This window comes from Paenibacillus phytohabitans (genome assembly GCF_013141775.1).
Taxonomy (GTDB): domain Bacteria; phylum Bacillota; class Bacilli; order Paenibacillales; family Paenibacillaceae; genus Paenibacillus_AQ; species Paenibacillus_AQ phytohabitans.
The window spans coordinates 521670-545244 of record NZ_WHOB01000069.1 but is presented as its reverse complement, the minus strand read 5'-3'; the positions used below and the strand labels follow the sequence as shown (position 1 = coordinate 545244).

The 23575-nt window shown below is 53.2% G+C and carries 14 protein-coding genes; 1 reads left to right on the top strand and 13 read right to left on the bottom strand.

The window, feature by feature from the left end:
* Positions 1-188: 188 nt before the first annotated feature.
* The 12 genes from GC101_RS25755 to GC101_RS25700 form a co-directional block, all read right to left on the bottom strand.
* The gene (locus GC101_RS25755; RefSeq protein WP_171719603.1) at positions 189-806 is read right to left on the bottom strand and encodes an SGNH/GDSL hydrolase family protein; all 618 of its coding nucleotides are present in this window, start codon (positions 804-806) and stop codon (positions 189-191) included.
* 15 nt (positions 807-821) lie between these two features.
* Positions 822-2747 carry an FAD-dependent oxidoreductase gene (locus GC101_RS25750; RefSeq protein WP_171719602.1) on the bottom strand — a complete coding sequence of 642 codons (1926 nt, stop codon included), beginning with the start codon at positions 2745-2747 and terminating at the stop codon, positions 822-824.
* Positions 2748-2773: 26 nt separating this feature from the next.
* Positions 2774-4099 carry a carbohydrate ABC transporter permease gene (locus GC101_RS25745; protein ID WP_171719601.1) on the bottom strand — a complete coding sequence of 442 codons (1326 nt, stop codon included), beginning with the start codon at positions 4097-4099 and terminating at the stop codon, positions 2774-2776.
* 5 nt (positions 4100-4104) lie between these two features.
* Entirely contained in the window at positions 4105-5016 is a 912-nt protein-coding gene (locus GC101_RS25740) for a carbohydrate ABC transporter permease (RefSeq protein WP_042137398.1), read from the bottom strand.
* A 77-nt stretch (positions 5017-5093) separates the two neighbouring features.
* A complete protein-coding gene (locus GC101_RS25735; protein ID WP_171719600.1) occupies positions 5094-6518 on the bottom strand; it encodes an extracellular solute-binding protein in 1425 nt (474 codons plus the stop codon).
* Between the two features lie 101 nt (positions 6519-6619).
* Positions 6620-8467 carry an FAD-dependent oxidoreductase gene (locus GC101_RS25730; RefSeq protein ID WP_171719599.1) on the bottom strand — a complete coding sequence of 616 codons (1848 nt, stop codon included), beginning with the start codon at positions 8465-8467 and terminating at the stop codon, positions 6620-6622.
* On the bottom strand, positions 8445-9305 hold the full coding sequence (locus GC101_RS25725; protein WP_171719598.1) for an FAD-dependent oxidoreductase: 861 nt from the start codon (positions 9303-9305) through the stop codon (positions 8445-8447). The genes GC101_RS25730 and GC101_RS25725 overlap by 23 nt, the downstream gene beginning before the upstream one ends.
* Before the next feature lie 36 nt (positions 9306-9341).
* On the bottom strand, positions 9342-10970 hold the full coding sequence (locus tag GC101_RS25720; RefSeq protein WP_171719597.1) for a response regulator: 1629 nt from the start codon (positions 10968-10970) through the stop codon (positions 9342-9344).
* A gap of 4 nt (positions 10971-10974) precedes the next feature.
* Positions 10975-12783, bottom strand: a complete 1809-nt coding sequence (locus GC101_RS25715) for a sensor histidine kinase (protein WP_171719596.1) — start codon at positions 12781-12783, stop codon at positions 10975-10977.
* 13 nt (positions 12784-12796) lie between these two features.
* Positions 12797-15553 (bottom strand): alpha-mannosidase, encoded by a 2757-nt coding sequence (locus GC101_RS25710; RefSeq protein ID WP_171719595.1) that lies wholly within the window; start codon positions 15551-15553, stop codon positions 12797-12799.
* 166 nt (positions 15554-15719) lie between these two features.
* Positions 15720-20534: a sugar-binding protein gene (locus GC101_RS25705; protein WP_171719594.1), complete on the bottom strand. Its 4815-nt coding sequence runs from the start codon at positions 20532-20534 to the stop codon at positions 15720-15722.
* 140 nt (positions 20535-20674) lie between these two features.
* Positions 20675-21226, bottom strand: coding sequence for a TetR/AcrR family transcriptional regulator (locus GC101_RS25700; protein WP_171719593.1), 552 nt, complete (start codon positions 21224-21226; stop codon positions 20675-20677).
* A gap of 146 nt (positions 21227-21372) precedes the next feature.
* On the opposite strand from GC101_RS25700, the gene GC101_RS25695 reads away from it, so the two are divergent.
* Positions 21373-22263 carry a ketopantoate reductase family protein gene (locus GC101_RS25695; RefSeq protein ID WP_171719592.1) on the top strand — a complete coding sequence of 297 codons (891 nt, stop codon included), beginning with the start codon at positions 21373-21375 and terminating at the stop codon, positions 22261-22263.
* Positions 22264-22268: 5 nt separating this feature from the next.
* Here GC101_RS25695 and GC101_RS25690 read toward each other — a convergent pair whose 3' ends face one another.
* On the bottom strand, positions 22269-23357 hold the full coding sequence (locus tag GC101_RS25690; RefSeq protein WP_171719591.1) for an NAD(P)/FAD-dependent oxidoreductase: 1089 nt from the start codon (positions 23355-23357) through the stop codon (positions 22269-22271).
* Between the last annotated feature and the right edge of the window lie 218 nt (positions 23358-23575).

Here is a 23575-nt window from a genome sequence, read left to right as displayed (position 1 = left end):
AGGATCATCGTGTGCACTTTAGTGGACGCTGCGCGAACGGACCGCTGTCGCTTTTCCACAATCGTTCCGTCCTCTCCGCTGTTTAAGCGGGAATTGGATCTGCAATCTTAAAAAACAAATGAAGAAACCTCTCATAAGAGAGGTTTCTTTGTACATTCAAAAGTGCATGGAACCATTCAGCCTGCTATTCAAATCCGCTCCAGAAAAGGGATGGCCAGCTCAGCAATCCGCTGAAAGCCTGCCTCGTTCGGATGAAGGCCGTCAAGGGTGAAATAATCCAGAGTTAACCGGGTAATCCCGCTTTCAGCATACAAGTCCAGTACTGGCACCGCATAATAGGCTCCGATCCTGCGGACCGCTTCAGCGTAATCCGGCAGGCGGAAGCCTGCGCAGTTCCTGACGGTGGTATCCCATCCGTCCTTATCCCGCTGAAGCGGAGTCCACAGATTCAGACGGGCATCCGGCCTGCGGGTTAACAGGTCCTCAATCAAAGTGGCGTAGGCACCGTAAAAGGTATGAATGTCCCGCCCTTCCATACTCCCCAGCGGCTTATCGAGCCTGAAATCGTTGGTTCCGGCCAAAATAGTAACACAGTCAGGGATCTCTGTTAAAGAACGGCCCGCATGTACAGTCGCCCCGTAGTCACGGTCTCCGCCCGCTGCCATAGGACAACCGCTGACTGCGAGGTTGGCCATTGTTCCGAAACCAACTTCTGCACACACCAGCGGCTGATAACCACCCGCCGCGCTGATGCTGTCGCCAAGCGTGCCCCAGCTTTTGCCTGCCCATCGGCCAGACGTTCTCAAAAACATACCCCCTCACTACATTTGCTGAACCTCACGGATAAGCTCATACAGCTTGGACACAAACGTCCCTCTTGTGATGCTGGATTCCCGGCTAAGCTCTATAAGCGGGTCCTCCCGGGCGGAGAGGCCAAGCCCTCTTAATGCAACCTGTATCCAATTCGCCGTCATCGCCCCGGTTAGCAGCGGCCGTTCATGCCAGTACTCCCGCGGTCCGGCTTCCTCCAGGGGCAGCCTTGGCCCCATATCTGTACCAACCGGAATTAGGTTGTCTGTCGCCGGAAGTACAGGCAGGCTGCGGCATCCGGGTAAGCTGCGTGCCCATGCAATCAGTCTGGAGGCTTCGGATAACGGCATTGGATCGTCTAATCCGGCAGCATAAGCAGTGAAGAACCCCTTTGTTCCCAAGTATTCCGCGGCCTGCCTTGCCGGATGATCCCAGGCAACATCTTCGAAGTAAGTAATCCGCTGCTCCCGATCAAGCAAGCTGATCTGCAGTGCATCGACAGGCACAAGACGCACATCTGTGTTCCTAGTGATGGCAAGGTCTGCGGCTATGCCGGCCGCCAAGCCGAGCTGCATCCAGCATGGCTCCATCCGGAGGGTGCCGAAGCCCATATGGCTGGCGGACACGGCGACCGGTACCAGCAATCCGTCAATAGCTTGCGGGACTATAACACCGTAGGGAATCTGATAGATTTCAGACAGCCAGTTGAGGCCGAGGAAGCCCTCAAGCGCTTTGTTTTGACCTTCGGGCTCCCGTTTCTTCACGGCATGAGAATCAATGGGGTAATCCCCGATCGCGATGCTGTCGAATTGAATCGGCGCACGTGCTAGACCGGGAGCGAGTCGTGCATCATTTTCTGTAAACGTGTACTCTCCCTGTATCCTTCTGGCTTCACGCACATATAGCTGCGGCGGGAAATAATCGTAAGCGGTAAATTCATCCGCCGCATACCCCCAGCTTAATGCTTCTTTGCGAAAGTCCTCCGGCAGCTCCTCATCGTGCTGAATAAACCACAGCAGCCCCTGAATATACTCCTTCTGGCGTTTCGCGAATAGCTCCCTTGTCCTGCGATCCCCATCGGCATAAGCCGTATTCTCCTCCGGAAGATCCGTCGAGCACATGCAGTAATGGTGGTTATTGCTGTCTGTCTTGCCGTTCGGCACGGCCAGCATATTAAGCACATCCCCAATAGACTTGACCCGTTGCTCCGTCACATCGTTTGCCAGCAGGGCATATTCGTCACGGTTATACCCCGGCGGTCTGGTACAAGCAATGAAATTATCCCGGTTCCGGGTTAGGCACAGCCGGTAATTATACGCTTGTATCCGGTCGTCCCCTTCGCCGGTGCTGCCGGGATACACTTCCTTCGATTCATCGAAGTTCATATAGAGCCTGCCGGCATACTCCTCGTTCCACTCTTCCCGGGATTCGCGTCCCAGCCGGTAAGGAACACCTGCCATCGCCGCCAGATCCCCCTCGTAAGTCCCGTCCACGAATACCTTGCCGACAAATTCCTGTTCGCCAGCATGCGTCTGTACCCGAATCGCCAGCAGTTGAGTGCCTTCTACCCGGACACCCTTCAGCTCTGCACACAGCTGAATGTGAAGCAGCGTTTCCTTGCGTGTCATCTCCTGCAGAATATGCTGAGCGACGGACGGCTCGAAGAATAATCCGCTATTGCAATCCTGGACCTGCGCGGATTCTTCGCCGTACCGGTCACGATAATAAGCATGTACGCGGCCGGCAAATTCACGGAATACGGCGCCGGAGGCTTCAAGAGAGAGAATATCGGTTCTGCCTAGTCCGCTGGTCAGCATTCCGCCCAGATGATCTGTCGGTTCCAGAAGCAAGGTCCGCCGGCCCTGCCTCGCCGCTCCGAGCGCTGCACCGATTCCGCCGGGTGTTGCTCCGTATATGACAACCTCATAGCTTTCCATTTATCCTCTGCTCCTTCAAGTGGTTATTAGCCCTTAATTCCTGTGAAATTAATCCCTTTCTCCACGAAACGCTGTGTGGATATGAACAAGATCAGCAGCGGAATCAGCGAGAGGACGCCGCTCGCACTGATCAGGTTCGGCCGGACGATGGTATTGCGGTTGGTCGTCTGCTGCATATCGTTCATCGCGACCGGGAAGGTCCAATGCTCCGGCGATTTCGTTACGATGTAGGGCCACATGAATTCATTCCATACAGGCACGAAGGTCATGACTGCCACGATGGTGAATACAGGGATCGACATGGGAACGACAATCTTCAAGAAGGTTCTGAGTTCACCAGCACCGTCAATTCGGGCCGCCTGAAGCAATTCCTTGGGCAGCTGATCGAAGAAGCCTTTGAACAGGAAGATTACGAAGCCCCAGGCGAAATGCGGCAGGATGATGGCCCACAGGGAGTCACTTAGATGCAGGTTCTTGATGAGAATATATTGCGGGATCAGGATCGATACCCCGGGAATCATAATTGTCGCCAGGAAGAACATCAACAGGAAGAATCTCAGGCGGCTGCTGCGGATGAGCTGGGACAAGGCATAACTGCCGATACCCGCGAAGACCAGCTGCCAGATGATGACGGTGAACGTGACCATTCCGCTGTTGATGAAGTAACGGTAGAACCCGAGATCCCCGGCTTTCCCAAGCGCTATATGCTGCAGGCTGGCGAAGCTGTCGAACAGCCTTAGCTTATTGCGGGAATGCCCGACACTCGTTATTTTCCCGGCTAACACGTCATGGGACACGAAGAAGTCGCGGTAGAGCTTCGCCACCTCATGGTCAGAGGAGGGTGCCGTAGCCTTGGCCGGCTTAGAGGCCGGGCCGTACCATTCGAAATCACTCAGTTTCCGCTCTGCGATGGTGGGCAGCTTAAGCTTCATCACCTGATCGTTGACGACGCGGGTAGGAACAATCGACATCTGGCCCACATAGAATTGCGCCGAAGTGGCCTTGGCCCGGAACAGCTGCTGGCCGTCCCTCGTCCCGTTCACGATAATCTCACCGATATTGTTGCGGATTAAGGATGCCCAGGGGAACCAGATCGCCTCCATTGCTTCTTTCTTATAGAAGGTCTCATCCCCGCTGTCTGCGCCCGTGAAATCTAATGTAACAGTAATCGTGTGAGGCACGTCCGGAATGAATTTGGGCGTAGCCGATTGAATCGACTCGTTGTCCATGATGGAAGTAAGGCACAGCCATACGAGTGGCAGCGTACCGAACAAGAGAAACAATATCGTCACAGCATAGGAGGTGAACCTTAGTCCCTTCTCACCTCGCTCAGAGATGCGGTTAGATTTCATAAGGATCAGTTCTCCTCCTTCTGCAGCTTGAATTGAATGACCGTCAGCAAGGCAATGACCAGAAACATGAAGAATGACAGGGCAGCCGACATCCCGAAGTTCGATTGTTCGAAGGCAGAACGCTGAATGAGCAAGGAAACGACCAGTGAAGCATCTGCAGGTCCTCCCTTCGTCAGAATGAAGATATTATCGAATGCAAGCAGCGCCCCGGACATGAACGAGATGAACTGGATCAGGATTACGAAGCGGATATTAGGCAGCACCAGAGACCGGATTCGGCGCCAGGGGCCGCAACCGTCGATTTTGGCCGATTCGAATAATTCTGCAGGGATCGATTTGATCGCAGCATAGTAGAGCAGCACTCCGATTCCGCCGCTGGCGAAAAACCCCGGAAGGACAATAGCGAACTTAGTCATGTTAATATCGTTGAGCCAGCCGTAGGGACCAAGGCCGATTTTGCCGAGCAAGTAATTGAACAGCCCGCTGTCGGGGTTGTACATCCACTTCCACAGCAGTGCGCCTGCCACGACCGGCAGAATGCTCGGAATCTGATACAGCACCCGGTACACTCCGTTCGCCTTGCGGATCTCGCTCAGGAAGATGGCTTGAACGATCGGCACCCAGAAGGTTAACGCGACGGACAGGAGGAAGATGATAAAGGTGTTCTTGAGCGCAAGCCAGAACGTCGATGTCTGCAAAAAGACGAAGTAATTCTCTAACCCGACGAACCTGCCGGGCGGATTCACGATATCGTAGTTAAATAGACTGATTTGCACGGCCGAGAAGATCAGATAATACTTAAACACGATGAAGACGATAATGGATGGCAGTAGAAACAAGACCGGCGTCCACCGGATACGGAAACGGGTCCGCGGGGCGGGAAGGGCCTTAAGGGGAGGACTGGATTCGAGCTTCATCTTTTCACCGCCTGCACAAGAATAGATGCCGGGATCTCCTTGCCGGAAACCCCGGGCAGCTTAACAGTAATCTGTGGTTACTTGCCGGATTGACTCAGGATATCTGTGTTATATTTATCAATAACTTCCTTCTGCGCCAATTGTTCCGCCGCCTTGAGCTCCGTCAAAGGATCAGCATTCTGATCGAGCAGCACCTTCTGAATCGGCTTCACCACATAGGGGCTCAGACTCGACTTCAAATAATATTCCAATTGCTGCGTTTCGGCCGCCTTACGGATGGCACTTAAGAAATCAGCGGGCATGCCTTCAACATAATTGGATGTGTCTACGTCTTTGACGACGGTAAACGGGTTGACTCCCAGCCCGTTGTCTTTATTGAACTGCAGCCGGGTCTCGAAGGCTTCCTTGGAGGACATGAACATAATGTAATCAAAAGCCGCCTGCCGCTTCTCCGGAGTTGCCGACGGGCTGATTGCCCAGAAGCTGCCGCCCACCTGGGATGGGCCTACACCCGCAGGACCGACCGGGTATGGCATGAAGCCGATTACGCTCGGGTCCATACCCTGTCCGACGAAGGTGTTATAGGCATCGGATGCTCCGAGGATCATCGCCGACTTCCCGCTGTAGAAGTCCTTGTTATTCTCTTCAAAAGACTGGAGAACATTGCTCTGAACGACTTTATGCGTCCATTTCAAATCCTTGTAATACTGCAAGGCTGTGACGGTAGCCTCAGAAGTGAAGTTAAGCTTGACCGTTCCGTCCGGCTGAAGCTCCGTCAAATCTCCTCCGGCTTGCCAGACGTAATACTCGAAGTGCCAGTCGCCCCAGTCCATGCCGAGAATATCGAAACCGATAGTGCCCGGATTCTTCTCTTGTACGGTCTTGGCCGTAGCAGCGAATTCATCCCATGTGGCGGGAAGGCTCGTGATTCCGGCAGTTTCGAACAGCTTTTTGTTGTAATAGACGCCCGTCGAATACATTGAGAGAGGTACGCCATAGATTTTGCCGTCCCGTGTAGCCATGTTGAAGGCGCCGTCGATAAAGCGGTCCTTATCAGGGGAAGCGTTGATCAAATCGGTAATATCCGCTACAATGCCCGCTTGAACGTATTCCTGCATCTTGGGGAACGACGGCCGGAACACGTCAGGCTGCTCTCCGCCCGCAACCGCTGCCAGGAATTTCTCGGGCGTCTGCGTCTCATCCTCGTGTATGACCTTGATATTCGGATAAGCAGCATCGAACTTTGCCTGCAATTCTTCGGCGACTGCTTTCGTTGCGGCATCCGGCGCCGGCTTATCCCAAACGGTAATCTCGACGATAGCTGCTTCCTTGGAAGGCTCTGCTGTATTCTCCGCCGCAGGCGTATTGCCCGCCGGCGTTGCCGCCGATTCTGCTGCCGGATCGTTCCCGTTGCCGGAACCGCACGCCGTCAGCAGGCCGAAGGCGAGCGACATGGTTAACAGCGCAGCCCGCTTGTGTGTGGACCCTTTATAACGCTTCATTTCATAATCCCCCCGTGAAGTGTGATTGCTGTACCCCTTCATCATAAAGGGTTGCAACCGCTTACTAAATAGAAATAATTAACCGGCTAAACATGAATATTTCACCTCCAGGACAGCGGTCCGATGTCCCAGCGGAGGATTGTTTGTTCTATGCACAACCGGATTTTAGGGAGCATGTCGTACGGAATGTGAGGCGCACCGGGCAGGGCGACCTCAAATCCGAGGTCCTTCCTGTGCAGCAGCTTACAATAAGCTTCGGCCGTTGGACAGCGCGTATCCGAGTGGCGGTCCCCGATTCTGGCCAAGGCAGCCACGGCGAACGAGACGTATTGGAAGTGTACTTCGGCAGGCGTCTCCGACGCTTCACTTGCATCCGGGTCCGGGAAAGCTTCTACAGGTTCTTCCAATAGGGTATACAGCAAGTCAGCCGCATCCTTGTCCGCAAGCAGTCCCAGCAGGAGAATCGCCGAATAGCCCCGCCCATGGCCGCGCTTATGGACGAGGCGGGTCTGTGGTACGAAGGGGTCCTTCACGCGCGCGAGCTTTCTCAGCACAGGTGCGGACGAGGCATACCCAAGCAATGCAAGTGCGAATGCACTATGCTTACTGAGGTCAGACTCAGGAACCTGTGTCATCCAGGCTCTTAATGCAGCGTGAATAGATCCACCCATTCTAACCGCCGACCAGATCGAAAGCCCCGGATGCGCGCTGGACATGCCTTCCCTGATGCTCTCCGGCGCACCGAGCCAAGCCGGACCCGTATTGTGACCGCTTGCCTGCAAGCAGCCTGTTGCGGTGAGCAGCGCGGATAGCTCCGGATAAGGAACCTCGCGGAGCGGTACTTTCCTGGTTATGGAGAGATAGGCGGCATTGGCGGCAGCCTCCCCTGCTTTTTGCATATCCCGTTTCATCCGTACACAGGTGGCCAAGTCATGATCGACGGCCAGACATCTGCCCGCGACGAGCAGCCCCTCCATTCCTCGGGGAATGAGCGCGCCGAGCGGGACCGGAACGGAGAGTTTGTGTCCCCACATGCTGCAGGCAACGCTCCATTTCTGCAGCACCTCGCTCTCGAAGGCGGTATCCTTGCTGTGCAGATCAACATGCGCATACGCATAATACAAGGGCTCCGTTGTATGAATGTCATTGAGGACGCATTCGAGTGTCACCTGTGCTTCCCCTTCGATCAGCCGCCCTTCCCTGATTCCGGTCAGTGGTGCAAGGCGGAGCCAGCGGTCCCGCTCAGTATAAGTATCCTTCAGGTGCGTAGAGACGGTTGCGGACGTGAGGATTGCTTGCGACAGAGCTAACGCATCTCCCGGATCGGCATAACCCGAGTCGGTATGCCGGCAGTTAACCTGTCCGTTCTCCAGCTGCAGCCATACGTTCGAGAACGGCTGCAGCTGGCCGTCCATCTTGCGGCCGCAGTACATGCCCGCTCCTGCATGCGCGCACACATGCGCGTCTCCCGTACAATCAATCACGACTTCACTGTCCGCCGTGAATCGGCCTTCCGGGGATATCCATTCGATTCCGCATACGCGCTTGCCCCGTCTAAGGACTCCTGTGATTGTGCTCTCATACCGGAGGTCTGCGCCAAGCTGAATCACTTCCTGCTCCATTACGATCATTTTGGCTTCTCCGTTCACGCCTTGCGAAGGTGTGAAGCATCCGGCAGCAAGCGTTAACACCTGCTCATCCAGAGGCTCGGATATGCCGCCCCTCGACCCGTAATAATAGCTCCATACAGCCCCGGCCGTTCCTGTACCGCCCATGCCATGCAGACGCTCTACGCCAAGAACCTTCAGCCCTTGCCTGGCCGCCGTGATCGCCGCAATCGCTCCTGCTGTTCCCAGCCCTGCTACGATGACATCATAGCGTCCCGCATAAGCTCCCCCGAAGGACGAATGGTTGACCACGCCACCGCTATACCTTTCTGCGTGCTCCATCTGCTGCTCCCTCCCATCTCTTTTGGTGAACATAGCCTTGATCGATAGCTTCAACCGGGTGCCCATACCCTTTTGACGGAAGCCAGAACCAGCCGTCCATGACGAGCTGCAAGCCTCGCTGCACTTCACAATCGAAGACGGAGGCGATGGCGGCAATTGTCCAGGGGAGAAGTACGCTTGGACGGGTATGCCAATAGCTTAATAGACCGTTTCTTGCAGCAGGCCAATCGTCGTCTGCTGCAAGCGTCCATTTGACGATATGCTCTGCGCTGAAACGGCCTTGAACGAACTCCACCCCGGGATCGCTGGCAGCAGGCAGGCCCTGATCTGCAATTCCGGTGTGAATATACGCATTAAGGCTGCGCCCGGACGGACGGATCTCTGCCGGACGGGATACCCGGCATGTAGTCGTATCTATTATGCGGTCGGCCGTTACCGTACGTAGACCGGATGCATTGAATAGATCAACCTCGAAGCCTGCGGGGAGCTGCCGGATCTCAAGAATCTCTGTCAGGAGCAGCACCTGAACCCGGGCATCCAGCAGTCTCCGGCACAGAACAGGATGAAGGCCCGGCAGGTGCACCGGCTCTAAGGCGGCCCCGGTCAAATTACGCTGACGGAGCTCCAGCACGAACGAGCGTCCGAATGAGGACAGCGGAATCGGCCCATCGTTCCGTCCAGGGTTGAAGCTCTCGATATACTCTTGCCCTACTGCTGCCGACCGCTCGACGACCAGAGTCGACTCCGGTGCCGCTAACGCTGCTCCGATTCCGCTGCAAGTCGCTCCGCAGATTAGTGTCTTATAGTGAGCTTGCAATGTATGTTCCATGATCTTCATCGAACCCTTGTCCCCCCTTGTCAACGCTCATCGGCCTTACTCTGAAGCAGCCGACATGTTCAAGCGGTACTGAACCGGAGTCGTACCAGTCGATTTCCGGAACACGCTGCTGAAATAAGCCGCATCGGGAAAGCCAACCAGAACGGCAATTTCCTGGATCTGCAGCTCCGTCTTCTTCAAGAGCTGTCCGGCCTTGCGGATTCGTTCTTCAGTCATGTAGCTGATGAAGCTGCTTTTAAACCGTTCTTTGAACCGTCTGGAGAAATAATTCGGGTGGATATAGAAGCGGTCAGCAATGACCTGGAGACTGATCGGCTCATGCAGATTATTGTCTATATAGAGCTTGATTTCATCCATAAGATCGGGATTCGAGGAATGCCGCATCCTGTTTAAGTGATCCATCATATTATGGGTCATAGCGGCAAGCTTGACCTCAATCTCCGTCCAGCTCTCCACCCCGTGAAGCCAGCTCAGCAGATCGCCGACCTCACCGATGATCCATTCCGGGATACTTGTCTTAAGCAGCAGATATTTGCGGTAGAGAAGATGGAGATCAATGCAGAAGCTCTCCAGCTGATTGAAGCTGGAAGCTTCGTACTCCACGAGAGCTTCGATACGGGGGCCGAGCCACTTGATTAAGGCTGCGGCATTGCCATCGTTCAAAAGGCGGAATACGAACCGCTCATCCTCTTCCGCAAGAACCGAGCTCCCGTTACCCTGACCGCCGGCTGCCGGTGTCAAGCCGTATACTTTATTCCGTCCGTGGATAATCCGGTCCCGCAGCGCTTGCTTGGCTTGCTGATAGGACTGATGGATCTGGCGGATATTCCGCACCGGCAGGCCGAAGCCGATGGTCACCTCAAGCTTAAGATAGCGGTGAATCCCCGTCATCACCCCTTCAAGCTCATGCTTTATAGAGGTGAGGCCGATGGAATTGCCGTCTCCAAGGAGGTAGACAAGCTCTTTGTCATAGATAGAATGGCGGAATAACATCCCTTCCCGCTCCCTGGATTCAATCAGCTGGGAGATGACATTGGAGATTGCAAATCCAAGCAGAGCTTCGTCTCCCTGGAGGAAAGAGCTATAGGGCAAGTCGGGCCGTGTGACTTCGAACAGGACGATTACGAACTCGCGGCAAGAAGTGTTCATGGAAGCCAGCTCCCTGTCCTGCTCGAAGGCAAAGCCCTCGTCTCCCTGCTGGATCAGCTGGGTCAACAGCCGCTCACGCGAAGTCTCCTCGCTTCTTTGCTGAAGCAGCTGGAGCTCATCGCCGAGCGTGGAATGCCGGCGGTCCTGCTCGATCTTCGCCATGATCCGGATCAGGCAGCCCCGAAGCTCTTCGGGTTCGACCGGCTTCAGCAGATAGTCGGCAACTCCGTATTGGATGCCTCTTTTGGCGAACTCGAATTCTTCATAGCCGCTGACCAGGATAAATTGCAGTTTATCGTCGACCTCCTTGGCCTCGCGGATGAAATCCAGTCCGTTCATCTCCGGCATCCGGATATCCGTAATGACGATGTCCGGCCGGAGCTCAGCCAGACGCTGCAAGCCTTCAATGCCATTTGCGGCTTCGCCAATCTCCCCGATCGGCAGCCCCATCCGTTCGATGATCCGGATCAGGCCTTGCCGTAAGATAGGCTCATCTTCAATCAGGAGCAGTTTCATCCCACTACTCCTCCTCTCCCAGTTTTCTTAGATGAATAACAGCTTCAGTGCCTTGCTCCTGCTCACTGGTAATGGTAAGACCATATTCATTTCCATACAGCAGCTTGATCCGGTTCTGCACGTTCATCAGTCCGATGGAGGATGGCGGCAGCTCGTCACGCCGCTGCTGGATATCCTGACCCAGCAGCATGTTGAGCTCCGCCAGTCTTGACGCTGCAATCGGCGGGCCGTTGTTCCATACAGAGAGATAGATTTCCTGATCGGACCGTCTCCAGCCCCGGATTCGCAGCTCGCACTGCGCAGACATTCTGTCGAAGACATGCACGAAGCAATTCTCCACCAAGGGCTGTATCAGCAGCTTCGGAATGGAGAAGCCGTATATTGAATCCTCCACTTCGATCGTATATTTGAACCGGTTCCCGTACCGCTGCTGCTGAATATAGAGGTACAATTCGATCTGACGCAGCTCAAGCTGGATCGTTGACGTCCGGGCAGCACTTATGTTGTAACGGAACATCTTTGCCAGTGACCTGCTGATCAGGCTAATACGGTCGTCATCATGCAGGGTGGCAAGGCTATCGATTATGCCTAGTGTATTGTAGAGAAAGTGGGGATTGATCTGCGATTGCAGCGCCTTGATTTCCGCTTCTTTACGGACTAAGTCTGCCTCGTACACTTTCCGGATCAGCGACTTGATCTCCTCAGTCATGTGGTTAAAACGGTGAATAATGTAACCGGTTTCATCTTTGGTGCGGATAGGCAGAATAATATCGTAATCGCCCTTCTCAACGGCCAGAATGCCTTTCTTCAGCTCTTTGAGTGGTGTGAGAATTCGTGAGGACAGCAGAATAGCCACCAGCATGGCTCCCAATAAGCAGGCAATTCCGATCAAGATCGTATCCCGCGCCAATCCGTTCACCTCTTTGAGCAGGGTACGGACATTAACGATGCCCACCAGTACCCATGACGTATTCGCCAAAGGCTGGGAAACGTACAGCACTTCCGTATCGTTACGGCGCTCCAGCGGTTTACCGGGCAGTGAGGAATCAGCAGAGATCCGGACCGTCTCTTCCCTTGCATCCACCAGCAGAAAGTCCACGCCTTCCGTCTCACCAAGTCCTGAGAGCCATTGCTTCAGATACTCATAAGACAGCTGGACCATCAGGACACCGATTATAGGGAACTTGGATAGCGTGCTGATATTCTTGACTGCCTGTACGAAAGTCAGCGTGCTAACCTCCTGCCCTGTACGCCGGTCAAAAGCTATCGAGGGGACCCAGACGCCTCTGCCGTTATTCGCCACCGCGATCTCCTTCAAATCTTCGAAATCGACTACATCCGTGTTATTGAGATTGCCTTTGATCAAGCGATTGCCCTCAAGCTGTGTAACCACGATGAATTCGACTGCGGAATGATCGGTCACGAATTGACTGAAGTTGCCGGAGAATTCACTATAAGCCAGCGGATCGGAGCCTAACGTCTGCACGAAGCTTTGGAATCTCGGGTCAGAGAAGTAATTCCATGCGGTACTCTTGATATTGGCCATCTGCGTCTCCAGGTTGGCGGCTGATTGCGAACTGAAGAGCTCCATATTCTGGATCTCGCGCTGCTTGATATCTGAGGACGTATGATCGTAGGTATATAAGCCAAGCGTTGATACCGTAATCGTGATGATCGCGAATAAGGCGAGCAGCATTTTACGAAAAAGGGAGCGTGAAAAATAGCCGAATACAGCCATAATCCCCTTTGTGACCGAATGGATTAACGAGAGTATGGCCATCGCCCCCAGATCATAATTTTTTCCATAATTCATTATAATCCGATTATTACGCTAAAGGGAGTCCTTCCTGACCGGCTCTCTCATAAACCGCCGTCACAATTTCGGCAGGCCGGACCGGCAACCGAACCCGTCCATCCTGCCCTTGGGTCAGCCTATGCAGACGTTCCTCCATAATGTTGCTTTTGTTCCATACGCCCCCGCCTCCCGGAGGTGCATCCAGCAATAAGACCGCAGGCTGCATAGACGCATTGAACCAGCGGACGGCGAGATCGCCGGTTTCTTCCGAAACCTTGACCGAGGTTAGTAACAATCCGTCTCCCTCCCATTGCAGCCAAGAATGGGTAGGGGGAAGTTCTCCGGATTTCAACCCGGTTGGAATTACCGTAAAGGGAACCGACTGGCGATAGGCTTCCGCCGCCGCTTCAGTCCGGAACGGCTTACCCGAATACGGAATTAGGCTGAGCTGGGCCGTATGCGTTCCCAGGCACTGTGCCTCCGGCGTGCGGAACACGCCCCAGTCCCCTAATTCGCCCACGGCCCGAAGCAGCGTGACGGCAAGTGTGTTACGGCCGTCCTGCAGCACTTCATACTCGTGCAGCCCGAGGCCAGCCGCCATCAGACCGGCCTCCACGGAATCGATGCCGGAGAATGATTGCTGAGGATGGCAGTAGCTCGGATTGACCCATTCGGGGTCGGGTATATTACTGCGCTCCGCAATCTCGAAGACTGACTCCGCGTAATGGCTGTCCGCCTGAATGCCGGCCGGGAAGCAGATACGCAGCCGGTGATCCTTCGCCTGATTGTCGTAATGGACCGATAGCTTCAAGCTTCTCGCTCCCCGCTCCAGCGTCACCTTCATCCTGAGGATGAGCGGAATCTCACGCTTGCCGCGCTGGGCTTGCCGATCCATGAACGGAACCATCGCATCGATCTCTTCCTGCAGCAGCGAATCCGCTTCTGCCGGAACAGCCCACCGGTGAACGATTTCGAACGCGGCTGCACCGGCCCAATTCTCCACCAGTTCGCAGGAAGACACCGGGCTGCCTTCCGTCGTCAGCGCAGAATGTCCCTGCGGTGCGGTATATACGTATTCATTGCCGATATCGCCCGTATCCTCGAAATAGCCTAGTCCGGGATAGGTTGTCTGCGATGCCTTATCCAGCAAAGTGAACGTTCCGTTATCTGCAATATCCACCCGAATCCATTCATTCTCCATTGATCGCGGACCTGTAACCAGCGAAGACGGCGGGAAAGATGCAGCTGGCAGCGTATCCGTTGCCCAGGCGAATGTCCGGTATCCGAGAGCCGGAATTTGGCCGGCTAAGAAGGTCAAGCGGATGATACGGGCGTAATAAGGCTCGCGGAACCGATCGTTCGGCAGCTTGTAGCCGAAGCGGACGCCGAGGTCCTCTACCTGCGCTTCAAGGTTCCCGCCCGAATCCGTAATGACGTATCCCGGCCGGAAGGGCAGGCTGCTGAGTCTTTGCTTCAGCTCAGCCGGCTTGCCTTCAGCCAGATACAACCGCTGGGTCTCCAGTTCCACCGTGACGACACCGTGCTTGGGCCAGCCGGACGTGTTGAATACGACGAACGGCAAGGCGTTACCGTATGCTGCGAAGCAAGAGGTATCCACCCTGCCCGCCAGAGACTCCGCGCTGTCCAGGGCGACCGATTCCGCCACCTGAAGACTTTTGTCGAACCGTGTTACCATCTCCCGGTGAACCTCATCAACACTGCAGCCGCAGATGCTGTCGTGAGGATGATTCTGCATCAGCGTCTTCCACGCATAAGCAAGCAAGTGATGCGGGTAGGCATCCCCCTGCAGGTAAGCGAAAGCTGCGAGCGGCTCTGCAACACGCTCCAGCTCTGATTGGCCCAGGGCATTCTGCCGCTTCAGATGAATCCGGCTTGAAGCCGTGTTGACTAGTGTATACCAGCCGTCACTGCGTAAGCTGCGCAGTTCTCCTTGGATGATGTTAAGCTTCTGCGGTGCCGCAGCCCGGACCTGTTCGATATAGGATTCGAAGTCAGAATGTACGAACCGGGTATCCGGATATAACCGGCGTGCGGCCGCAAGCGCTGCGGACAGATCGGCCTGGACCGGCTGATGGTCGCAGCCGTTCATGAGTAGCAGGTGAGGTGTCGATGCATACTGCCCGGCCGCTGCTATGCGTTCGTCCCAATAGGCCGCAGCCTCTTCGTTCCGGACCGGTATCTCCATCCCGTTGTTGTACCAGTTCGCGAATAAGATGCCCAGGACTTTCGTGCCGTCAGGCGACTCCCAGTACATCTCGGAATAAGGCGATTCGTAGCTGCCTGATTGCCGGGTGTAATTATTGAAGCCTGTCGGCTTCACCCCTCTACCGAATACCGCCGCTGTCATGCCCGCTTGCGCGATCAGCTGTGGCGCCTGCCCGATATTCCCGAAGGAATCAGGGAAATAACCGATCCTCGTCCAGCGGCCATAGGGCTTCGCGGCCTGCCAGCCGGCCAGCAGGTTCCGCACATTGGCTTCCGGACTGGTCAGGAACTCATCCTGCAGGATATACCAGGGGCCGATCAGGATACGGCCCTCTCTTATACGCTGCTCAAGCTCTTTCCTGCGATCAGGACGCACTTGTAAATAATCGTCCAGGATGATCGTCTGCCCGTCGAGATGGAAGCTGCGGAATTCCGCGTCCCGTTCCAGCACGTCCAGCAATTCATCCATCAAAGCGACCAGTCTCACGTGATGCTTCTCAAATGGCATATACCATTCCCGGTCCCAATGTGTATGGGATATGACATGTACAATGTTATTCATTGCGGCACTCCCCTTGTCGTTTCTTCGGTAGACTCAGCGTAATTGTATAGAGTTTCGCTAAGAGCGGGAATGGAATATCTGTACTTCCTCGCTATGAAAATTTAAACGGCCATGCCAAACAGCGGTACGGAGACTACTCCCCGCACCGCTGTTGTCCTGCTTGGTTCTATAAACCGCTAATTTTGAAATTATCCAGATACACGCGGTGATCCCGCTGGGAAGTCGACCCGATCAGGACGGCCGCATAAGCAGTAGCGTTTCCGTTAAATCCGTCTGTCTGGAAGCTGTAATTGCTGGTACTCCCCGTAAAGGTTATATTTGAGATCGTGCCCGTGGAGGTATCAACCGTATAGGCCAGATGCAGGAAGCCGCTCTCCGGATTCCAGGTTCCGGTATACGCAATCTCGGACCCGGCAGATTGCCCGTTCACCTTAAGCGTGATGGCGCCCGTCCGGTTGTCGATGCTCAGGCCGGTAAAATAAGTCTCAGCAAGCTCGCCGCTGCTCTGTGAGGGAAGTGCAGCGTAGAATCCGAGTCCCACATGCTCGGTAGCTTTCACCGGGAAGGAGAGATCCGCCTCGATGCGCATCTTCCCCGGCTTCTGGTAGGCTCCGGAGCTGACGATTGGAATGGCCATTGCGCCCCGGGAATTGCCGGCCGCATTGATCTGTGCCTGCGGCAACGGATTTCCCTGGCTGTTATTCACGTAAACGGAGAAATTGCCGTTCGAAGGGAAGCTTGCCAGCGACCAAGTCCCTCCTGGAAGATTAGCCGTGTCCGGTGCTCTTCCGGAAATCACGCTTCCGTTGCTTCCGCTGAATCCGTCGGAGATCAAGGTGACTGCCTCAACATTCACCGCCACATTTGCGGTTAAGCCCTCATACGTGGCTTGGACCACAGATGTTCCGGCCGACACCCCGGTAATCACCCCTGCCGCATCGACGGCAGCTACAGCCGGATTGCTGCTCGACCAGGCAACCTGGACACCGCTCATGACCGTGTTATTCTGATCATAGACTGCAGCCGTTACAGAAACCGTACCCCCGACAGGCATGTGGACTTCGGTCTGATCGACCGCAATCGAAGCCGGTCCGGGGAGGTCTGCTCCAAGCTTCGTCCGGTCTGTTAAGATTAGATCCCCGAAGAGATTCGGATTCTTGCTGAAGCCGATCCCGCTCATATACTCCATCCATCCCCGTCTGCCTGTTCCGTCATTATCATTCACGAGCAGAGAGAACCCGATGGAGTTCGCCGCAGACGGCGTCATTCCGGCGGGAAGCACATCTGACCATTTAACCGCCAGCTCGTAGACGGTTTGGGTGCCTTCCCGGTGGATCGCGACGGATGAATTCTGCAGGTTATTGCCGCCGATGCCGCCTCTTTTCATGATTGCTTGTGTCTCCGGATTCAAGGCGACGATGTTCTCACTCCAGCCCAGTTTACCCGGCTCGACGGGACGGCCCGGATCGATTGCGAACTGGATGGAATCTCCCTTCCAGGCATCGCCCGGAGGATTGTTGTTAATATGGGTATTATCTGTCACCTGAACCGCCAGGTAGAGCTGCTCTGCGTCCCACTTGGTATAGGCGGTGGCACTTAGATCTTCTATTCCTCCCCAATCCGTCATGAGCCGGACCTGCGAGGCCTGATCCAATACGAATGACTCCGCGTGGCTCCACTCCGCTGCACCGATAACTCCGTCTACCGTAATAGGCTGGTTCGACTTGACCGCTGTCAGAGCGCTGATATTCCGTTCGATGAGCTGCGAGAACCCGTCATCCCGGTCTACCTTGATCTTGACAGACAATGGAGCGTCCTTGCTTAGCGACGGAGCCGGAATGACAAGAGTTGTACTCGAATGAGGCGCAACAGGCGCAAAAGGTAGCGTTCCGGCCATACTAGAGGGTTCCAGCACGGTGACTGTTCCCCCATCCATTGGCCCGAGTGCATTCTGGTTGTCAATCGTGACCGCCAGATCCCAGCCGTCTCCGGCTGCGTTAAGGGCGGGAGAGACATGCACAGCGTCAGCTTCCTTCATGAGAACCTCCAGCGTCAGACTGCCGTACCGTTCGCCGGACGCACCGGTCGGGTAGAGGCGTGCGCTGCCGGTGGAGGGGGTTCCCGGGGCTCTGACGGTTAAAGTATCCGTTGCCGGTCCCGCACTGAAGGAGCCTCCTGATACCAGCTGCCAGCCGGCCGGAAGGGCCAGACTGTAAGTTCCAGAGAGCGATTCTGCCCCGCCTGCCCGCGTGACCTGTATCTGAACTTCTTCCCCCGGTGCCGCCGTTATAGCAGAAGTGTCCGCCTGAAAGGTCGGCGTATCCAGCACTGGAGCCGCGGCGAGATTGCCGACGAGGTAGACGGGTTCCTGCGAAGCCGTGAATGTCGTCGTGCCGCCGATCGTATCGAAGGAACGGGCATTACCGAATAGATCTCTCAGCTCTACCTCGGCGGTACCCGTATGCAGACCAATCTGCTTATCGGTGTTTGACCAGATTACAGTGATATCCTGGTTGTCGGACGCACGGTGGAACTTATAGGCTCTTACATCATTGTCCGCCAGACTGTAAGCCTGAACGAAGGTGGCTCCGCCTAGCAGCTCCGAGACGGCATTGAACCCGACGAACGAAGGTTTCGGCGAATTATCGACGTACAGCACACCTTGACTGCATTCATAGAAGGTGCTGTCGGTACAGTCGTTCAGGAAATCGTACCAGTAAATTCGATCGATCAGCTTATCATTCGCCAGATTGGCTACATACAATTGAACCGCATAAGAAGCCGAATCAAGTTCCGTAACCCCTCCCCATTTCTGATCCATCGTCGGCCAGCCAATCTCGGTCAGCCATAATTCAATATCCTTGGTGAGCCCATGACTACTCTGATAAGCTTTAATATAACTGTCCAGATCCTGAAATTCAGCAAGCGTCTCCCCTTGTTCAGGATTGTAGGAAGGGTACACATGGAAGGACATCACATCCAGATATTGCGTGGCCCCAAGATCGACCAGCTGCTTGAGCCAAGGCTCATCATAGTTCAAGGTGACACCGCCGACTACCTTGAGGCTTGGATTCACGCCTTTGATAATCGTATACGCGTTCTGCAGAATCGCCAGATATTGCGCGGGTGTCAGCTGGGTACTGAGTTCATTGCCGATTTCAAAAGCGTTCACCTTGCCCTGCAGACTTGTCACCGTCTGTTCTATGACAACAGGATCTGTGCTTGTCACGATGAATGTGCTTAATCCGTTTGCGGCTGCGTTATCAATGTAAGTCGTTGGGTTGCCCGGATTGTAGCCATCCCGGATCGATACAGCGCCCGCCTGGACAGCCAGCGGAAGCCGGATATCTGAGCCTCCATAGGCTTTGCTGAAATGGGTGTTCATGCCCAGGAACGATTGGACAGATTTACCCGTAAGATCGGTGATTGTTCCGAGATGCAGGTCTTCATGAAGCTGAATCGTTCCGTCTGCACTGGCGGCGTCTACGGATACGGTATACGTCCCTTTGTTCAGAATACCGAAATTCAGCGGCTTGATGAAGCCCTTCTGCTCCGGATTCAGGCTGACATCGAACTCACCTTCATCCACTGTGATATTCGAATAGTCAAGAAGACTGTACTTCACATGCAGGGCCCTGCCGGATTCGAACTGATTGTCAAAAACCAGGTTGACGCCCGATGCTTCCGTCTCCTTGAAAACACTGCCTGTCTTGATTTGTGCCCCGCGCATTGACACGGTAGGGATGAGTTCAGCGGTTACCTTGGCGAAGCAGACCGGTATACTGGTCTCAATCCGGAAGTCGGAGCCATTATTTAGACGGTTGCTGAACTGGGCATCCTCTATGATGTAAGTCGCCTGCTTCCAGGTATTGCTGCCGGTCAGTACGGTCAAGTCTGTGTAAGCGTACTGCGTCTGTGATGAATCATAGGCAAGCTTGAAGCCTTTCTCTCCGCTCACGGCGCTGTCGTAGTAGTCTACCGTTACCCTGACCGTGTTTTTGCCGCCATAAATGTAATTATCGGTTACCTTGAAATAGATATAATGCGCGCTGGCGGCAGGATTCGTCTGCCAGCCGGTAATGCCATTGTAAGTCTGGATCGTCTTGGCATTCGAATCTCCGGCAAACGGCGTCAATCCGTTCTCCTGTGTAACCGACCCCATGATAACGCTTACAGGTCCGGTCACCTTGGTTACAGTCACGGGAATGTTCGTGGTGAGGGTGCCGTACTTCGCTGTGACAACGGCGCTTCCCAGCTGCATGGCCGTGATCTTGCCGGTGCTGTCAACCTTGGCGATGGCAGCGTTGCTGCTGGTGTAGCTGAGGGTCAGCTTGTTCATCAGGAACCCGTTCTGGTCCAGTACAGCGGCAGCAATCGTACGGGTTGATCCGATGGGCAGACTTACGGCAGCCGGAACTGCCTGAAGCCCCGTTGCTGCAGAAGTTACCGCACTCTTCGCGACAGTGATGCTCCCGAACAGGACAGGGACAGAGGTGTCAATCCGGAGATCAGCCCCATTCTCCCTATTCGCAAAGTTAGCGTCCTTTAAGGTGTAGGTGACGGTCTTCCAGGTGTTGCTGCCTGTCAGATACGTCTTAGGTACGTTATAATCCCATGCACTTGATACGGAGTCGTAGGAGAATCCGAAGATGTTGTCTGCGCTGCCGGCCATATCATAATATTCGAATGTGACCGTGACCGCATTAGTTCCGCCATGGATGAAGGCATCCGACACGTTCAGGTAAATATATTTCCCGCCCCCGGCCGGGTCTGTCCGCCAGCCGGATTTGCCCTGGACCGTCTCTTTGATGACCCCTCCCGGTCCGTCCCCGTTCCAGGCCGTTATTCCATTCTCTGTATTCGTCTCTCCCAGCACAATACTAACCGGACCCGGTACCGGATCTGCACCTGCATAAGACGGAACGACTGCGACAATCAGCATCCAGACAAGCAGCAATGACACAACGGACTTCCTCTTCATTATTAACCCCACCTCACCTCATCTTTAAGGTAATTGCACCTTCATTATAATGACGGGGAGCGAAGGACCCTATGAATATCCTAATGTAAGCGCTATTAAAATTTGAACAAGTCGAATAATGGTGTGAAATCGGCATGGTTTCAGTTCTGAGAATAGGCCGTTACCCCCGCTGTATATAGGTTGTCCACTAACCTGTGGAATTCTTCCGGCGGTAAATCCTTTTCCCGCTGAAGCCATAGACGAAGCAGAGAAAGTGAGGTTGAAATCTGAAACTCAATCAGGTATGGCTTTAAGGAATCGTTGTGCGGAACGTTTAAATCCAATCTATCCAGGATCATTTCTCTTTTCAAGCGTTCTATAAAATGGATACTGCCATAATCACCCAGGAGGGCCTTGAGGACCGAGAGATATTCCTGGTTTTCCAGACAATGAAGCGCATCCTGAACAGTATAGGCAGCCAGCTTTTTATTCGCCAACTCTTCTTTGATGTAATTCAACAAATCATTCTCAACAGAGTCCAACAATTCGTAAATATCAGTGAAGTATTGATAAAAGGTGCTGCGGTTATATCCCGACTTCTTCGCAATCTCTTGCACTGAGATTTTTTCAATCGGCTTTTGGCTGTACAGCTCACAAAAAACATCTATGAAATTTTGTCTCGTTTTTTCCGTGATTTCGGGCTGTTTTTTCATTCCATACTCCTTCGCAGACAAGATTATCATCCGACACATCCTGAAAAACTGATGGTTGATGAGGGAAGACTAAAGATTTATGATCACATCATACAACACGCTGTTGGATAGTCAATACCGGAATGTTAAAAAATAGGGGGATTATTATGCCAGTGAAACAAAAAAGAATTTTGATTTTTGGTGCAGGTGTTATAGGGAGCGCGTATGCAATCAAATTCTTGGAAGCAGGGGTGGATGTTACTCTGTTTGCACGTTCTAACCGGTTTACAGCCTTGAAAGAGAAAGGCCTGCAATATAATGAGAAAGGTGCCGTTAAAGCGGTACAGGTAAAAGTCATCGATAAGCTTGAAAATGATGATGTATATGATTTTATTTTGGTAACCGTTCGTTACGATCAAGCCGAATCCGCGTTGTTAGCACTCAAAGACAATCAAAGCAAAAATATTGTTACTATGACTAATAATTCAATTGGATTTGCTTCGTGGCTGGATATTGTGGGAGACAGACTTTTACCGGCTTTTCCCGGGGCTGGCGGACAGATTAAAGAGGGGATTTTGTATGCCCGGTTTCCGCCAAAGATGCTATTCGCTACTACATTTGGAGAAATCAACGGTGCAGTGACAGAACGTGTAGAAAACCTCGCACAATTATTTATAACAGCAAAGCTTCCTTACACAATGAATAAGGATATGAGAGCTTATCTCATAACACATTCCGTATCGGACATTGCATTGCTTAGTGTTTTACACTCTGACCATAAGATTATTGACATAAAAACAGTCAGAACCAGACAAACGGCACACCAAATAACAGTCACCTTAAAAAAGTATTTAAAGGCCATCCAACAAGCTGGCGTCACTATTAACCCTGCTGGATTTAAAATGGTGCTTATATTTCCAAGCTTGATACTGGATTTATTCTTTATGCTATGGCTGCGGACCAACATGGTGAAGGATATGCTGCTGCCGGATTATGCGGATAGTGCAAACAGGGAAGTTGTACAGCTGAGGAACGATTTATTGAAGCTCTTAAGTTAAAATAATTAGCTCTTCAGCTTAATATAGGGACGAAGCAGATAACTTGCTATTTTTAAAGGATTAAGGATAGTGCTTGTGAGCAATTTTCTGCCCAGGCTGCTATCGAGATTACGGATAATAAGATCCAAGGTCTCATTCGAGAGATGCTCCATCGTTCTGCGCAGGACTAGCGAGTTCTCGTAACTCTGTCTGATCGGCTTGGTAAGCTCCTCATAGCTACCCAGACCACATAAATCGCGGGCGGCATAAATCCCGGTCATCCAGGAGGCATGCTGTCCGAACCCCATGAACGGCATCATTGCCCCGAAGCAATTACCAACATAAAATGTATTGCCGATCCTGCCGGAGTGACATACCCCTAGGGGGTAACCGGTGATTTGGAATTGGTCCGTAATAGGCAGCGCTTGCTGGAGTTCCGCTTGTACCTTGAGATAATAACGCTCCCATAGAGTTTCTATAACGGTATTCATCTCAGGGAGATCAGGAATGGCAATGACAAGGTTAGCCTCTTTCTCCGAGAATGGAATCAGGTATCCGTATCCGAAAGGTGCGAGGTCGTAATCCAGCCAAGCCTTAACCTCATACGGATCGAATTGGCCCTCAACCGTTGCACCTTTGACCGAAACCGTCAGATCTTCCCTGAAATTGCGGGTTTTCTTCGCGTAATCGCTGTCCCCCGTTGCAAGCACCACATGCGTATAGTCTGCAAGCAGTTCCTCATACGTTTTGTCAGATCTATAATGGATTTTTGACTTAACCTGCCTCCCCAGCTGTGCTTCATAAGAATTCTTATGTCTTCCACGAATGTTCGTGAAGCCTAGCTGCCCTTCCAGAATAGCCTGCTCATGCTTCGAATAAAATGTAAACTTTGAAATGCCGGCAGCCGGATGAAGATATATACCGTATTGCTCCGATAAGTAAGCGATACTGTCATTAACGGGACGGGTGAACATGGAGAGCAGCACTTCGGCATTCACAAACCGGTCTCCAATCATACTGCGGCTCTCAAAAATTACGGGTTCTATTCCATGCTTCTCAAGTGTAATGGCACAGGCAAGCCCCGATATTCCTGCCCCCATGATTGCAACTTTCATCTAGCGCTCACTCCTTCCAGACATTCTCTTGCATACATTCTTCCCGTAACAGCAGAGTGAGTATTCATTTAGGCTTGAACGATTTTACGCAGAAATACCCAATTTAATAGTTTATCTGTAATTATTTTCATCGTCAATCTGCTAACTCATAGGTCTAGTGGTATTTTATAGCATATAATCTCTTTAATTAGCTAAAGGAGGTGAATTTACATGAAAAA

Excerpts from the sequence above, each read along its gene's own strand:
- GC101_RS25750 (WP_171719602.1), bottom strand. The coding sequence starts at position 2,747 with ATGGAAAGCTATGAGGTTGTCATATACGGAGCAACACCCGGCGGAATC.
- GC101_RS25710 (WP_171719595.1), bottom strand. The coding sequence starts at position 15,553 with ATGAATAACATTGTACATGTCATATCCCATACACATTGGGACCGGGAA.
- GC101_RS25720 (WP_171719597.1), bottom strand. The coding sequence starts at position 10,970 with ATGAAACTGCTCCTGATTGAAGATGAGCCTATCTTACGGCAAGGCCTG.
- GC101_RS25705 (WP_171719594.1), bottom strand. The coding sequence starts at position 20,534 with ATGAAGAGGAAGTCCGTTGTGTCATTGCTGCTTGTCTGGATGCTGATT.
- GC101_RS25695 (WP_171719592.1), top strand. The coding sequence starts at position 21,373 with ATGCCAGTGAAACAAAAAAGAATTTTGATTTTTGGTGCAGGTGTTATA.
- GC101_RS25740 (WP_042137398.1), bottom strand. The coding sequence starts at position 5,016 with ATGAAGCTCGAATCCAGTCCTCCCCTTAAGGCCCTTCCCGCCCCGCGG.
- GC101_RS25735 (WP_171719600.1), bottom strand. The coding sequence starts at position 6,518 with ATGAAGCGTTATAAAGGGTCCACACACAAGCGGGCTGCGCTGTTAACC.
- GC101_RS25745 (WP_171719601.1), bottom strand. The coding sequence starts at position 4,099 with ATGAAATCTAACCGCATCTCTGAGCGAGGTGAGAAGGGACTAAGGTTC.
- GC101_RS25730 (WP_171719599.1), bottom strand. The coding sequence starts at position 8,467 with ATGGAGCACGCAGAAAGGTATAGCGGTGGCGTGGTCAACCATTCGTCC.
- GC101_RS25715 (WP_171719596.1), bottom strand. The coding sequence starts at position 12,783 with ATGAATTATGGAAAAAATTATGATCTGGGGGCGATGGCCATACTCTCG.
- GC101_RS25725 (WP_171719598.1), bottom strand. The coding sequence starts at position 9,305 with ATGAAGATCATGGAACATACATTGCAAGCTCACTATAAGACACTAATC.
- GC101_RS25690 (WP_171719591.1), bottom strand. The coding sequence starts at position 23,357 with ATGAAAGTTGCAATCATGGGGGCAGGAATATCGGGGCTTGCCTGTGCC.
- GC101_RS25700 (WP_171719593.1), bottom strand. The coding sequence starts at position 21,226 with ATGAAAAAACAGCCCGAAATCACGGAAAAAACGAGACAAAATTTCATA.